We start from the raw sequence: 13,575 nt of genomic DNA, 5'->3' as shown, positions 1-13,575 counted from the left end.
GCCGCGGGGTCGAACGTGGAGCGTTCCCAGCAACGTGAGGTGATAACAATGCGCAGCCGTGCCAGCTTCTATCGCGGTCTGGCCGAGGATCTGGCGGCGATGGAGCTTGACGGCCTGCTCAAGCCCAGCCGCGTGCTGACGTCGCGGCAGGGAACAGAGATCCGGGTCCGCACGGCGGACGGCGAGAGAGATCTGCTGAACATCTGTGCCAACGACTATCTGGGACTCGCGGCGGATCCCCGGGTGATGGAGGCGGCGCGCGAAGCGACCGTGCGATGGGGTTCAGGTACGGCGTCGGTACGCTTCATTTGCGGCACGCTGGCCATTCATGAGGAGCTTGAGGCAGCGATCGCCCGCTATGTCGAAAAGGAGGATGCGCTTCTGTTTGCGGCGTGCTTCGACGCCAATGGCGGTGTGTTCGAGCCGTTGCTGAACGAGCAGGACGCGATCGTCTCCGACGCGCTGAATCATGCCAGCATCATTGACGGCATCCGCCTGTGCAAGGCGAAGCGCTACCGGTATGCGCGAAGCGACCTCGACGATCTCGAGCGCCAGGTGAAATCGGCGCGGGACTCCGGCGCGCGCACCGTTCTGATCGCAACGGACGGGGTCTTCTCAATGGACGGGCATGTCGCGCGCCTGGCCGAAATGGCGAAGATCGCCGACAGGTTCGAGGCCCTGATGTTCGTCGATGATTGCCACGCGACCGGTCATCTCGGGCCGGGCGGCCGGGGCAGCGGGGCGTTGCTAGGTGTCGCTGGGTCCATCGACATCCTGAGCGGTACCTTCGGGAAGACGCTCGGTGGCGCGATGGGCGGCTGGGTCGCCGGTCCCCGGTCGGTGATCGACACTCTCAGACAACGCGCGCGGCCCTATCTGTTCTCGAACGCTCTCGCCCCTGGCCCCTGCGGCTCCGCGCTCGCAGCCATCGAAATCGCATCAAGTCCGGAAGGCGATTTGCGGCGCGAGACGTTGATGAGGAACGCTACCACCTTTCGGGCGGGGATGGAGCAGGCCGGCTTCGACCTGCTTCCCGGCGACACTCCGATCGTGCCGGTGATGTTCCGCGACGCGCCGGTCGCGGTCGCCATGGCCCAGGCGCTTTTCGCGAACGGCGTCTTCGCCACGGCGTTCGCCTACCCGGTGGTCCCGCTCGGCGAGGCGAGGATCCGCGTCCAGCTCTCCGCCGGACATAGCGAAGATCAGGTCACGCAGGCGATTTCCGCCTTTGTCGCCGCGAGGGAAATGGCATCATGAAGGTGGGAAGCGGATTCGAGGGAAAGGTCGCTCTCGTGACGGGTGGCGCTAGCGGAATCGGGCGCGCCACGGCGCTCGCGCTCGCGCTAAACGGCGCAATGGTGGCGATCGCCGATCTCGACGCGGACGCCGCGGAACGGGCGCGCGACGAGATACTCGGCGCGGGCGGCAGCGCTGCGTCCTTTCGCGTAGACGTCGCCGACAGTGCGTCCTGCGATGCGCTGATCGCGGATGTCTGCGAAAGCGCGGGAGGGCTGCACATATTGGTTCACTCTGCCGGAGTCGGCATCGAGCGCCCCTTTCTCGAAACCAGCGACGCGGAATGGGATCGGCTCATCGCGATCGATCTATCGGGCTCGTTCTACTGCGCACGCGCCGCCGGTCGCGTCATGTCGGTCGGCGGATATGGCCGGATCGTCCTGCTCTCATCGACCGCCGGCGTCGCCGGTGGGACGGGACGGGCCGCCTATGGGGCGGCGAAGGGCGGCGTGATCATGCTGACCCGCGTTCTTGCCGTCGAACTCGCGGAACTTGGCGTCACCGTGAACGCGCTCGCTCCCGGCGCGATCGAGACCGAACTGGTGGCAGCCATGCATTCGCCCGAGACGCGCGCGAACTACACCAGGTCAATCCCCGCCAACCGCTACGGAACGCCGGAAGAGGTCGCGCATGCCGCGCTGTTCCTCGCGTCGGACGGCGCGAGGTACGTCACCGGGCATGTGCTCGCGGTCGACGGTGGCTTCCTCGCGGCCGGCGTGATGGCGCACCGGCAATAATGGAGGTGCCTGAACAATGGACCTGATTTGGATAGGCTCACTGGCGATCTCGGTCGTCACGGCGATCCCAGTGGCTCTCCAGCTGCGGCATCATCCGAAAGGTCTCGCCACGCTGTTCTTCCTCGAAATGTGGGAGCGGTTTTCCTACTACGGCATGCGCGCGTTGCTGATCTTCTACCTCACGCAACACTTCCTGTTCGACGACGTGACGGCTCAGGGTCAATATGGCGCGTTCACCTCGCTCGCATATCTCCTGCCGCTGGTTGGCGGCATGGTAGCCGACCGACTGTTCGGGCTGCGCAAAACTGTCATGCTCGGCGCGTCGCTACTGCTCGCGGGCCATGCGCTCATGGCGATTGAGAGCCCGGCGTCCACGCAGATCATCACTCATAGAGGCGTCGAGTATTCGATCGAACGCTCGACTGACGGCCCGAGCGCCGGCGCATCGATCATCGTAAAAAGCGCGCGCTATCCGCTCCGCGCGACACCCTCGGGTGGATTGGAGATCGACCGCCTGCCCCCGAATTCAACGCTGCCGCGCACAATGGCAAAAGGCGAATACGCGCTATCGACCCACTCCGCGAATGACTTCGCCGCGCCCCTGCTGTTCCTCGCGCTCGCCTGCATAGCGGTCGGCGTCGGCCTTCTCAAGCCGAACGTCGCGGCTATGGTTGGCTCACTCTACGCCCGCGACGACCCTCGCCGCGATCAAGGGTTCACGCTCTATTATTACGGGATCAACCTCGGCGCGTTCTGGGCGGCGATCGTGTGCGGATGGCTTGGTCAGACGGTTGGATGGTGGGCCGGCTTTGGCGCCGCGGGGCTCGGCATGTTCATTGGGCTGATCGCTTTCCATCTTGGGAGATCGAGCTTCGGCGCTGACCGCCAAGGCTCCGCCGAACCCCCAAAAGCGGCGCCTCGGACCAACGTCGCGGTGTGCGGACTGACGATTGTCATCGTCGCGCTGGTCTGGTTCGTATTGCAGCACAATGCGATGGTCGGGGCCGTGCTTACTGCCGGGTCTCTGGCGATGATCGTCTATATAGCGTGGTTCGTGGTACGGCGTTGCTCGGCGGAGGAGCGGCAGAGCATTCTACTCGCTGTGACGCTGGTGTCGACGGCCGTTGTGTTCTTCACCCTGAACGAGCAGGCGGGCTCGTCGCTGAATCAGTTCGCCGAGCGCAACACGCAGCTCGGACTGGGAGTCGCCGGTGCGATGACCGCCGCCCAGACCCAGTCGATCAACGGGGCTTTCCTGCTGATAGGGGCTCCCGCATTCGCGGCGCTGTGGACCTGGCTAGGCCGGCGGCGGTCCGAGCCTGATCCGCTGGTCAAGTTTGGGATCGCGATGATCTTGGCTGGTGCGGGCTTCTATGTGCTGAGCTGCAGTGCGCCCTTCGCCGATGCGGAGTCGCGGGTGCCGCTTCTGTTCCTCACCGCGACCTACCTCCTGCTAGCCGTCGGCGAGCTTTGCCTGACGCCGGTCGGCCTTTCGCAAATGACGCGTCTTGCGCCGGCGGCACTGGGTGGCACCATGTTGGCGGTCTGGTATCTGTCGCTATCCTGGGCGCAGTGGCTGGGCGCTAAGCTCGCAACGCTGACCGCAGCAGATACGATCGCTGGGCAGGTCACCGACCCGCATCTGGCCCTGACGAACTACGTCAGGGTGTTCTCACGTGTCGGACTCGTCAGCGTGGCGATCGGCTGCACCCTGTGTCTGGCGATGCTGGCCTATCGTCGGTACGGACGCGGAAGCCATGGAACGGCGGCATAGGGCGCAGGCGTCAATCCGGCATCGTCGCCGAGCCCCGGAAGGCGATCGCCTCGACTTCGACCAGATAGCCGTGATGGAGTTCCGGGACTGGCACCACTGTGCGGGCGGGCCGGTGCTCCCCGAAGACTTCGGCGTAGACGCCGTTGAACACGGGCCAGTTGGCCACGCCGACGATGTAGGCGGTGACGCGCAAGACCTGCTCCGGGCAGCTTCCTGCCGCCTCGAGGATCCCAACCACGTTGGCGAGCGCTTGGCGAGCCTGCACCTCGAAGGGTTGATCAGCGGTATGCGATCCATCCGCGCGCGGCGCGAGCTGCCCTGAGACGAACAGCAGGTCGCGCCAGGCGACCGCTTGGGAATAGTGCCCAGCGGCGGCGGGCGCGGCGGTGGTTGAGATGCGCTCGATCGAATTCGTCATGTCTGAACTCCCTTACCAGCCGTTGATGCGGGGCCAGCCCGCGGTTACGCGGCCGAAGCCATCGAGGATGTGATAGCGATCATGCTGCGCGCCGGTCGCGCAGGCATGGTTGGGAAGGATACGCACGCGGGTGCCGATGGGAAGTGCCGGCAAGGGTGCCAGCGAACCCGCGCGCAGCGCGATGACGCCATGCTCCTGGTTCGCGTCGGCGACCAACAGGTCGGGATACGGCTCGCCCGATAGGTCGCAGACCACTCCATATCCCTGATCGACCGACTGTCTGACGGTGCCACGGTCGCGCGACAACGCCATCCAGCCGGCATCCACCAGAATCCAGCCCTTGGCCCGTTGATGTCCGATCACGGTGGCAAGAACCGACAACGCGATATCTCCCATGTCGACCGCTCCGACACCCGCCTGATAGAGGTCGCCGAACATGAAGACGCCGGCCCGCACTTCCGTCACGCCCGTCAGGTCGCGAGCGAAGCGCGCAGTGGGCGTCGAACCGACGCTCACCACCGGACAGGGCAGGCCCGCAGCACGCAGGGCATCGGCCGCGTGCACGGCGGCGGCCCGTTCCTGCTCAGCCGCCGCGGTCAGGTCGGCTGGATCGCTGAGGGCATAGCTTCCCCCCGCGTGGACCAGCACACCGCGCAGTGCGGCTCCGCCCTCATCCAGGCATCGACCGATCGCCAGGAGCGTGTCCACGTCGCCCGGCTCGACACCGGAGCGGTGGCCATCCGCGTCGAGCTCAATAAGCACCGGGATCGCATCCCCGTTGGACCGGATATGCGCCACGACCTCTTCCGCCTGTTCGATGCTGTCGAGGATAACCGCGAGATCGACGCCGCCGGCGCGGATCGAGGAGACGCGCGCTAGCTTTGCCGGGTCAATCCCGACGCCGTATATGAGATCGCGGACGCCGCCCTGGGCGAAGTATTCCGCCTCGCGCAAGGTGGAGACCATTGCCGGCCCCTCGGCGGTCGTCATGGCGATGCGCGCCACATGGATCGACTTCGCGGTCTTGAGGTGAGGACGCAGCGTCACCCCGAGACCAGCCAGATGCTTTCGCATCCGGCGAACGTTCGCCCGAACCTTGGTCTCGTCGAGAAGCAGGCAGGGCGTCGGCAGCCGATGCAGAGTCCACTCATCCCGCCGTAGCTCTTCATCGATGGCGAGTGAGGTTGCTGTCATGTTCGGCCTGATTAGTTGCGGACCTACGAGAGCATGGATTGTCGGAGAGGGATATTAACTCACGCGGGGTTTTCGATTAAGGTCGTCCTTAATGCTTACCTCAGAGGATATCCGGTTCTTCGCGGTTGTCGCGGCCGAACGTTCCCTGGCGGCTGCAGCTCGGACGCTCGGTGTCTCGCCCCCCGCCGTCACGCAGCGATTGCGAGCTCTCGAGCAGAGGACAGGCGCGCATCTAGTCGATCGCACCGGACGACTCCTCTCGCTGACCGCCGAGGGCGAACTGCTCGTCGAGCGCGGGCGCGAGGTGATCGAGGCGATCGGCGAACTCGACGAGGCGTTGATCGAACGGCGCGGACAGGTCGCCGGATTGTTGCGCATCATCGCGCCTTTTGGGTTTGGCCGCCGCTACGTGGCACCGGTCGCGGCGGCATTTCAGGAGCGTTATCCGCAAGTCACGATCGACCTGACCCTTTCGGACCGGCTCGGGGTGGCGCCGGCAGGCGCATGGGACTTGGCGATCCACGTCGGGGAGACCCACAGCGCGGCGCCGAACCTGATCATGCGCAACCTCGCCCGGAATGCGCGCTTGGTCTGCGCTGCGCCGGCCTATCTCGAGCGGCACGGAGTACCGACGAGTCCCAAGGACCTCAGGGCGCACGCCTGCATCGCGCTGCGCGAGAATGACGACGACGTGACGCTGTGGCGCTTCCTGTCCAACGATGGTGGTCCGGAGCAGCGCGTCAGGATTCAGCCGCAACTGGCGAGCAACGACGGTGAGGTCGTCCATGGCTGGGCGCTGGCCGGGCGCGGGATCATCGTGCGATCGGAATGGGACGTCATCGACGATCTGCGGAGCGGGCGGCTCGTTCAGCTGCTGAAGAACTATGCAATGCCCGATGCACCCGTGGTCGCACTGCTCGGTTCCAGAAGGGCGTCTCGCGCCTACCGCACCGAGCGGTTCCTTGATGCGCTTGCCACGGCGCTGAACCCGGCGCCGTGGAGCAAATCCCCGAAAAGCGATTTCTAGTCTGAGGGATGGCTGCGCACCCATGATGATGAAGAAGCGGACTGCCAGAATTGCGCACGATCAGAATGAGGCGGGCCCTTCCCCTTGCCTAGCGGCAGAGGCGAAAACGGCCGGGTCCTTTTGCTGCCCGTCCGAACGCTGGGTGACAAAATTCGGTCGCCCAGCGCTGGGAATCCTCAGTCGGCAATCTTGACCGCGACCTTGCCCCGATGCGCCCCACTGCGCAGCCGGTCGAATGCCGCATCCGCTTCCTCAAATGGGAACACTTCGTCGATGATCGGGCGAATGCCCGATCTAAGGGATATGGACAGATCGGCGACTGATCCGACGTAGACGCCGCGCAGATTGATGGCCTTCATCAGGATTGCGCCCGTGCTTACTTCGCCACCAAAGCCAGTCAGCACTCCGACGAGCGCCACCTCGCCACCGGGTCGGACCGCCTGCAGCGCCTGGTTGAGTGTGCCGGAGCCGCCTACCTCGACGATATGGTCGATGCCTTCGCCGCCAGCGATTTCTGCAGCCCGGGTACCCCAATCTGGCGTTTCCAGATAGTTGATGCCCTCGTCCGCCCCGAGCGCTTTGGCCTCAGCCAGCTTGGCATCGGACTTGGATGTCACGATCACTCGTGCCCCGGCGGCGTGCGCAAACTGAAGGGCAAAGGTCGAGACGCCACCGGTGCCCTGCACCAGCACCGTGTCACCAGGGCGAATGCCGCGACCGCCGAACAAACAGTTCCATGCCGTAACCCCGGCGCAAGGATACGCCGCGCCCTCGGCAAAGGACCAGTCGTCAGGCAGCTGTGCTATGCCGTTTGCCGACACGACGATCTTCTCCGCCAGCACGCCATCGACGAACCCGCCGCCGAGTGCACCGGCCTGCTTGGCAGCACTGAACGACCCCTCGGTCCAGTTCGGCATGAAGCCGATGGCCACGCGTTCGCCGATGCGGTGGGGAGATACACCGTCACCAACGGCCGCAATGACGCCTGCGCCATCCGACAACGGAACCAGATCAGCGCGCAGTTCGCCGCCGTATCGCCCCTCGCGGACGATCATGTCCCGGTAGTTCAGCGTTGCAGCCTTCAGTCCGATCAGCACCTGCCCGGGACCGGGAGTTGGATCGGCTTCCTCGACCGGCTGGAGTGGGTGGTTCGCTCCGTTCAGACGATAGGCACGCATGAAGATTCTCCGGGTTATGCTGTTCCGGGGTGGACGTAGTCGTTCATAGCAATTAGCGTAAGTACGCACAAAAAGGACATGTACGCACATGAATGATAGTGTGAGGGGTCCACGCCGCCGGGCGACCAAGACGGGATGTGCTGTCGAGGCGACCATGAGCGTGGTCGGGGGGCTTTGGAAGCCGGTGCTGGTGTTCCACCTTCTTGAAGGTCGCGTGCGGTTCAACGCACTTTGTCGACTGACGCCTAACGCGACGCCGAGGATGATTACGCTGCAGCTGCGCGAGCTCGAAGATGACGGGGTCATCCGGCGGATCGTCTATCCCGAGGTGCCGCCGCGAGTGGAATATGAACTGACGCATTTTGGACGGACGCTCGAGCCGCTGCTGGTCAGCCTCCGGGAATGGGGGGAGGCCTTTCAGGCGCGCGGTGCGCCAGCCTCGCATGAATGAAGGGCAGCTTACCTACCGCACCGAGCGGTTTCCTGACGCGCTTGCTACGGCGCTAAACCCGACGCCGTGAAGCAAATCCCCGAAAAGCGACTTCTAGTCTGAGGAAGGGTTGCGCAGTTTATTGCTCTGACCCGATTTATCATCACGTCCGGCATGAGAAGCAGCGCGCGCCGGCGGCATGACCTAAATCAACCGCCGCCGACCAACGTGAGGCGGTTCAGGCTCACCTTGAAGCGGCCGCCTCCTTGACCAAGGCGTCGACATAGCTCTCCAACGTCGTCGTGCCACGCTGCGGCGCGTCGGGACTGTCGTAATCGCCATCAAGCGTAATCCCGGTCATCCGGGCATAGGAATCAGCTGCCGCGTCGGAAAAGCCCAGCTTCTTGAACTGCGCGGCCCAATGGTTGCGCGGCGCCACCGTGACGACGACTTCGCGATCGAGGCTCGCTGAAAAGGCTCGAGCCACGTCCCCTGCACTGTAACGCCGAGGGCCTTCGACATAGCGTATCGTTCCCGATGGCTCCGGATTTCTGAGCAATTCTGCGGCGGCCGCGCCGAGGTCCCGCGGCGCGACCGTCGGCAACGCGAATTCGACGGGAAACATCGAGTTCACCACGCCTTCATTCCGTGCAGTGGCAAGTGCCATGTCCCAGTTGCTCATGTAGTAGGCGGCGCGGATGATCGCGTGGGGGATCGGCTGTTCGGCCAGCCCCGCCTCCATAGCATGAAGCGTGTTGAGATCGCCCTTCCGCTCGCCCGGCTGCGCTCCGTAGGTCGACTCAGCGACGATCGCCTCGAGGCCGGAACCGTCGAGGGCCTCGATCATCGCGGCGACCGTCTTGCGCTCTTCGACATCGGTGTCGGTCGTCGGCGCCGCGGGGGGATTTAGCATGAACAGTCGCCTGCCTTGCTTGAGCACCGCACGGAGCGCCTTGACGTCGAGGACATCGACGACTGCAGCGGTCGCCCCGCGCTTCTCGATCTCGGCCGCCTTGGCCGGGTCGTGGGTGACGATCGTCACGTTCTGACCAAGTGCCAGCAAATCGCGCGCCGCGACTGAGCCTACATGCCCTGTTCCGCCCATGATGATGAACATGATAATCTCCTCGAAGGTCCTGTTTTCTTTAGGCTAGGGTCGCGACAGTTTCTGTCAGGAGGATCAGAAGTCCACTCCTGGCTCGGTTCGTTGCCATTCTGCGACGAGCACTCTGCGCGGTGCCGGCAACCGCTCGTTGGTGCCCTCGGCGGACATCATGCGGTCGAGCCGAAAATTGCGGATGGAGGATCGCAGTTCGCAATGGGCGACAAGTACCTCGACCTCCTCGAAAAAGCCCAGCACGAGCGGCCACACGCGCCGTTCGCTGACCACTCCGGACGCGTCCTGGTAGGTGATTGCCAGCTTGCGTTCCGCATCGAGCGCTCGCCGTACACACTCGATTATCGTCGACCTGTCACGCCCGCGTGGCGCTACCGCAAGGCCATTCAGCTGCACCTTTCGTCGCAGTTCCACCGGCAGGACCGCTTCGACCTTTGACTTGGCACTGCGCGCCGCGTCCACCATCGCCGCATCGCCGCGCCGCATGGCGTAGCGCAAGCCGAACACGATTGCGTCTGCTTCGGCCGCGTCGAGCATCATCGGCGGCAGAAACGTATCTTCGCTCAATACGAAGCCGACGCCTGCTATGCCTTCCGCCGCGATCCCCTGCGCGGCAAGTGTCGCCAAGTCGCGATAGATCGTCCGCTCCGACACGCCGAAGATTTCAGCCATCTCGCTCGCGGTTGTCGGGCGGCGGCGTCCTCGCAGAAACGCGAGCAGATCGAGAAGCCGGGATACTCGCGTCACCTTGATCGAACCAGCGACGTGATTGGTCGTTCCCGGATCGGCCAGCTGATCTGTCGACTTGCACAGGTGGGCGCGTGCGGGAATGGAATGGGCGGGCGAGACGTCCTTCGGCGTTTGGCGTTTGCGGCGCGACCGACGCGGATCGGCTTGGCCGGGGCATGGCAACGTGGAAGATGGTCGGTAAGGGTCATTGCGCCAGTGGATCCTGGAACACATGAACGCTAGGAGTGTAGCGAGAAGCGAATGGGGAGCGCGCCCTCCCAGAGGGCACGCCGGCCTATCTCCGCCAGATGTTCGTTTCCCCTAATTACAGTCATGAAATGGTTGCCCACGAGTGGCCCGAACTTACTTGCGAACCGAACCTCGCCGTAGGCCAACAGGATTTCGGTTTCGCTGATGCCGCCGGGATAGAACAGAAATTGGCCAGGCGCAGGCGCTAGCCCGTGGTTTTCCCAAGGTAGATTCTGATGCGCATCCCCCATCGGGATCCAGCAGCCCTCCCCGCTCCAACGGACGTGGATCAGGCTGTCTTCGAGCGGCAACGAACGATGGAAGAACGCCGAAGTGAGCGGAGCACGTTCGATTTCCAGCCGCGCCGTTAAGGCAAAGGGACCTACGGCGACGTCAATTAGCGAGATTTCGGGCCTCCATGAGTTAAGTGGGTAAGCGAGCATTTGCGCGCATCTTGGTGCGGGCGACCTTCACGGGGCCGCTCAACTCAAAGCGCAAGACGGGCGTCATCGTAAGCACCGGCAAGTGGTTTTCCGGCCGCGAATGTCGTCAGGAGAAGCAACAACGAGGAGGGCTGCCGCGTCGAGAGCCTTTCCTCGCCCTTGACCTCGAAGCGGTAGAGGCCGTGTTCCACATCAGGATAAACAGCGATTGAGATGCGATGCCCCGTATTCTTCAGGGCCATGAGCCGGCGGTTGGTCTCGAGATAGGGCGCATCAATGTCCTCCCCGCCGAGGACCCAGAGTTGCGGGGTCTTCAATCTGCGCAGAACCGGCATCGGATCATAGTCGGGGATGATGCCGGCGAAGACACGAGGTCCGCGCTCGCGTAGCTCCGCTTCCGGCATCCCGATGACGATTCCGGTCAGATTGCCCCGGACGAATGGAAACCAGGGCTGAGTCTTGTACTTGCCGATCACCTGACGAAGCGCGCCGTAGCCGGATTGAAAACGATTTCTGGCAACCGATTGCGCGGCGGTGCCTATTTCGAGCGCCTTGGCGATCTCCGTGCGACCGAATCCGTGACGCGTCATGTCGAGAACGAGCGCTTCGCGATCCTCCTCGACGGGCGAGACAGCGAGTCCGTATCCTACGATTATGAAATCGGCATGGACCAGTGTAGCCGCAAGCGGAGCAGTCCAACCGCCCTGGCTCGTTCCGTAGAAGCCGATACGTCCAGCCCGCGGCCCCGCCAGCGACTTCGCCTCCCTCAGTGCTGCGCTTGCGTCGGCGGCCAATTGACGCAGGTCGTGCGTGAATTTTCCGGTGGAGGCTCCCGTACCGCGCTTGTCGTAGACGAAAACGCCGACGCCTCGGGCCGGGAGGAGCCGTTGGAGCGCATATGTGTGCAATGCCGAGCTGTCTTCGGACCCGTGCACCAGGACCACGATGGGAACGGCATCGCGTCCTGCCGGCAACACGAGCCGGCCTGCCAGCCGAGCATCGCCGCTCGCGAACCGCACGTCCGTCGCGTCGAACCGGACGCGCTGCCCGACAACTCCGGAAAACCGGACAGCGCCCCGTTCGCACTCAGATAGGTCCACCACGTTGCCATCGTCGCGCGCCGTCCAGCCCAATGTGCTTGACCACTTGCCGTCGTCCCGGCGGGACAGCAGCCCAGACGTACCGTCTTGTCGACGCCACCGGAAATGGCCGTCCGTCGATGGCGCTATGTCTACGCCCGAACCATCGGCAAGCTGGTAGTAGCCCGTCAAGCAATCGACCGCAGGCGCGTCAGCCGACGCGCTCCCGGATCCCGGAAGGACAGCCGCTACGGCCAAGACGAGCAGGTGCCTGATCATCCAGAACTTCCTGTCTGATGATCGCCTTTGTCGCAATCACGCTCGACAATCCGCTCCAGCAACGTTTTGACGCGCAGAGCCTCCAGCGCGTCGTCGAGAACAGCCACGAGATTCACCCCCGTCTCCTCGAAAAGCGCCTCCATGGCCCTCGCATGCGTCCCTAGAGCGGCGCGGATGGTGAGGGACTCGGAACGACCCGATCTCGTCAGGTTGTAGGGTCGTCGCCTCGCGTCATCCGGATCGACAGTCCGCTCGATTAAGCGCAGCCGCTCCAGCGGTTTGAGTCTCGCCGACAGAAGTTGATGCGACTGCCCGTCCGTGCGGGCGATCTCTGAAATGGTGGCGGGTCCCCTTGCGAGCAGAAGGAGCAAGACCGAATGGGTTCGTATCGGCGCCCGCAAACCCGCAGCGTCGGCAAGGGCCTGGGTCGAAGCGCACAGCACGTCGGTCAGACGCTCCGCCAGATGAGCGACGAAAGCCGGCCTCGTATCGCCGAGAAATTCAAGCGCGCGCGCCACGTGATATTATCCAAATATTTGCGCAATCTCTTGCATAATGCCAAGGGCGTCGCAAGGGCGGTGAGGCGGAAGGAGTGATGGCTACGGTGTTTTCGGCTTACGGACGGGGTTCCCGTGCATGAGATGTCGTCGCCTGTGGGGCGGGCGGCGCCCGTAGTCGGCCGGCGTCGCCGCTGGTCTCTGCCGGTCACGATATGAACACATCGCCCGTCGCCAAAGGACATCTCATCCTTTGACGGAATATTGGCTTGCAGGCACACGAAAAGTCAGCGCGCGTGAAGTTGCATGGAAGCCCAACACGAAGCTCAGAAAAACTGCTGGCGCATGACCCCGGTTAGACCGCCTACATATGGATGAAGCCATGATGCTATTTGAACATATCGCAGCTTTCAAACGACTTGCGTGGAGGAACGCGACTGCGCCCTTGGTTGGGCTGGTTGCTCTCGGCGCAGTGCCGGGTGCCGCGAGCGAACCACCGGTTCAGCCTGCTCAATCGACCGGTATCTACCGTATTCCCTACGCCGATGGGACCAATGTCTCAGTGTTCGATGACGCGGCGAGCCATCGCCCAGTCGGCGCAGTCGACCTGGTGGGTGAGCCACGTGACAGCCGGACGCACAAGATCGTGGCGGCGGCGCCCGGCGTCGTGATGGCTATTCGCGACAGCTACGGGGAACGCCAAACCGGGCGAGCAGCGGCGCTCTGCCGCAACAATTTTGTCTGGTTGGCACACCCGAATGGAGAGTGGACGCTATATGGACACATGCGTCAGGGAAGCACTCGTGGAGCCGCCAGGTTGAAGGTGGGCGAGACCGTCAAGGCCGGTCGGTATCTCGGCGATGAGGGTGAGGTCGGTTGTGCGATGCTGTCGCATCTGCACTTCGAGGTAGCGGTGCCGGCAGCCGCCGGTCCGATCGATGCGCAGGGGTTCGTCAACGACAACCTAGATCGCCAGCGCACCCGGGTTCCCCGCTTCTGCGGCATTGACGGTGCGGGCGTTCGGAAGGGCGCGATGTACACCGCAAAACCGTGTCCCAAGTGACAAGATGGTTCGCCACGCCAATGCTGGCTCCGGCCCGACTTGGTGTCGAGGACGGCTTCAGGAAA

14 protein-coding genes are annotated in these 13,575 nt (G+C 63.9%); 6 read left to right on the top strand and 8 right to left on the bottom strand.

Going from position 1 to position 13,575, the window contains the following annotated elements:
* Positions 1-48: 48 nt before the first annotated feature.
* From ACVWZA_RS03245 to ACVWZA_RS03235, 3 genes are read left to right on the top strand one after another with little or no spacing between them, the layout of a single operon-like run.
* Entirely contained in the window at positions 49-1,257 is a 1,209-nt protein-coding gene (locus tag ACVWZA_RS03245; protein ID WP_457309706.1) for a glycine C-acetyltransferase, read from the top strand.
* On the top strand, positions 1,254-2,033 hold the full coding sequence (locus ACVWZA_RS03240) for an SDR family NAD(P)-dependent oxidoreductase (protein WP_457309705.1): 780 nt from the start codon (positions 1,254-1,256) through the stop codon (positions 2,031-2,033). Before ACVWZA_RS03245 ends, ACVWZA_RS03240 begins: the two co-directional genes overlap by 4 nt.
* 16 nt (positions 2,034-2,049) lie before the next feature.
* The gene (locus tag ACVWZA_RS03235; RefSeq protein ID WP_457309704.1) at positions 2,050-3,807 is read left to right on the top strand and encodes a peptide MFS transporter; all 1,758 of its coding nucleotides are present in this window, start codon (positions 2,050-2,052) and stop codon (positions 3,805-3,807) included.
* A 10-nt stretch (positions 3,808-3,817) separates the two neighbouring features.
* On the opposite strand, the gene ACVWZA_RS03230 is transcribed toward ACVWZA_RS03235, so the two are convergent.
* Both ACVWZA_RS03230 and ACVWZA_RS03225 read right to left on the bottom strand, forming a co-directional pair.
* Positions 3,818-4,225: a RidA family protein gene (locus ACVWZA_RS03230; protein WP_457309703.1), complete on the bottom strand. Its 408-nt coding sequence runs from the start codon at positions 4,223-4,225 to the stop codon at positions 3,818-3,820.
* Positions 4,226-4,237: 12 nt separating this feature from the next.
* Positions 4,238-5,419, bottom strand: a complete 1,182-nt coding sequence (locus ACVWZA_RS03225; RefSeq protein ID WP_457309702.1) for a DSD1 family PLP-dependent enzyme — start codon at positions 5,417-5,419, stop codon at positions 4,238-4,240.
* A 91-nt stretch (positions 5,420-5,510) separates the two neighbouring features.
* Here ACVWZA_RS03225 and ACVWZA_RS03220 point away from each other — a divergent pair, with 91 nt between their 5' ends.
* On the top strand, positions 5,511-6,446 hold the full coding sequence (locus tag ACVWZA_RS03220; protein ID WP_457309701.1) for a LysR substrate-binding domain-containing protein: 936 nt from the start codon (positions 5,511-5,513) through the stop codon (positions 6,444-6,446).
* A gap of 176 nt (positions 6,447-6,622) precedes the next feature.
* Here ACVWZA_RS03220 and ACVWZA_RS03215 read toward each other — a convergent pair whose 3' ends face one another.
* Positions 6,623-7,543, bottom strand: a complete 921-nt coding sequence (locus tag ACVWZA_RS03215; RefSeq protein WP_457309700.1) for a zinc-dependent alcohol dehydrogenase family protein — start codon at positions 7,541-7,543, stop codon at positions 6,623-6,625.
* A gap of 235 nt (positions 7,544-7,778) precedes the next feature.
* Here ACVWZA_RS03215 and ACVWZA_RS03210 point away from each other — a divergent pair, with 235 nt between their 5' ends.
* Positions 7,779-8,075: a winged helix-turn-helix transcriptional regulator gene (locus ACVWZA_RS03210; protein WP_457309699.1), complete on the top strand. Its 297-nt coding sequence runs from the start codon at positions 7,779-7,781 to the stop codon at positions 8,073-8,075.
* 223 nt (positions 8,076-8,298) lie between these two features.
* Here ACVWZA_RS03210 and ACVWZA_RS03205 read toward each other — a convergent pair whose 3' ends face one another.
* The 5 genes from ACVWZA_RS03205 to ACVWZA_RS03185 form a co-directional block, all read right to left on the bottom strand.
* Positions 8,299-9,171, bottom strand: coding sequence for an NmrA family NAD(P)-binding protein (locus ACVWZA_RS03205; RefSeq protein WP_457309698.1), 873 nt, complete (start codon positions 9,169-9,171; stop codon positions 8,299-8,301).
* A 63-nt stretch (positions 9,172-9,234) separates the two neighbouring features.
* Complete coding sequence (locus ACVWZA_RS03200) at positions 9,235-10,134, bottom strand: helix-turn-helix transcriptional regulator (RefSeq protein ID WP_457309696.1); 900 nt, start codon at positions 10,132-10,134, stop codon at positions 9,235-9,237.
* Between the two features lie 5 nt (positions 10,135-10,139).
* Positions 10,140-10,592 carry a DUF3830 family protein gene (locus ACVWZA_RS03195; protein WP_457309695.1) on the bottom strand — a complete coding sequence of 151 codons (453 nt, stop codon included), beginning with the start codon at positions 10,590-10,592 and terminating at the stop codon, positions 10,140-10,142.
* Between the two features lie 44 nt (positions 10,593-10,636).
* On the bottom strand, positions 10,637-11,863 hold the full coding sequence (locus tag ACVWZA_RS03190; RefSeq protein ID WP_457309694.1) for an alpha/beta hydrolase family protein: 1,227 nt from the start codon (positions 11,861-11,863) through the stop codon (positions 10,637-10,639).
* An 83-nt stretch (positions 11,864-11,946) separates the two neighbouring features.
* The gene (locus ACVWZA_RS03185) at positions 11,947-12,468 is read right to left on the bottom strand and encodes a MarR family winged helix-turn-helix transcriptional regulator (protein WP_457309693.1); all 522 of its coding nucleotides are present in this window, start codon (positions 12,466-12,468) and stop codon (positions 11,947-11,949) included.
* Positions 12,469-12,829: 361 nt separating this feature from the next.
* Here ACVWZA_RS03185 and ACVWZA_RS03180 point away from each other — a divergent pair, with 361 nt between their 5' ends.
* Positions 12,830-13,510, top strand: coding sequence for a M23 family metallopeptidase (locus tag ACVWZA_RS03180; RefSeq protein WP_457309692.1), 681 nt, complete (start codon positions 12,830-12,832; stop codon positions 13,508-13,510).
* Positions 13,511-13,575 lie beyond the last annotated feature (65 nt).

The sequence above is a fragment of the Sphingomonas sp. UYAg733 genome, assembly GCF_054057355.1.
This window is presented reverse-complemented; position numbering and strand designations above follow the sequence as displayed.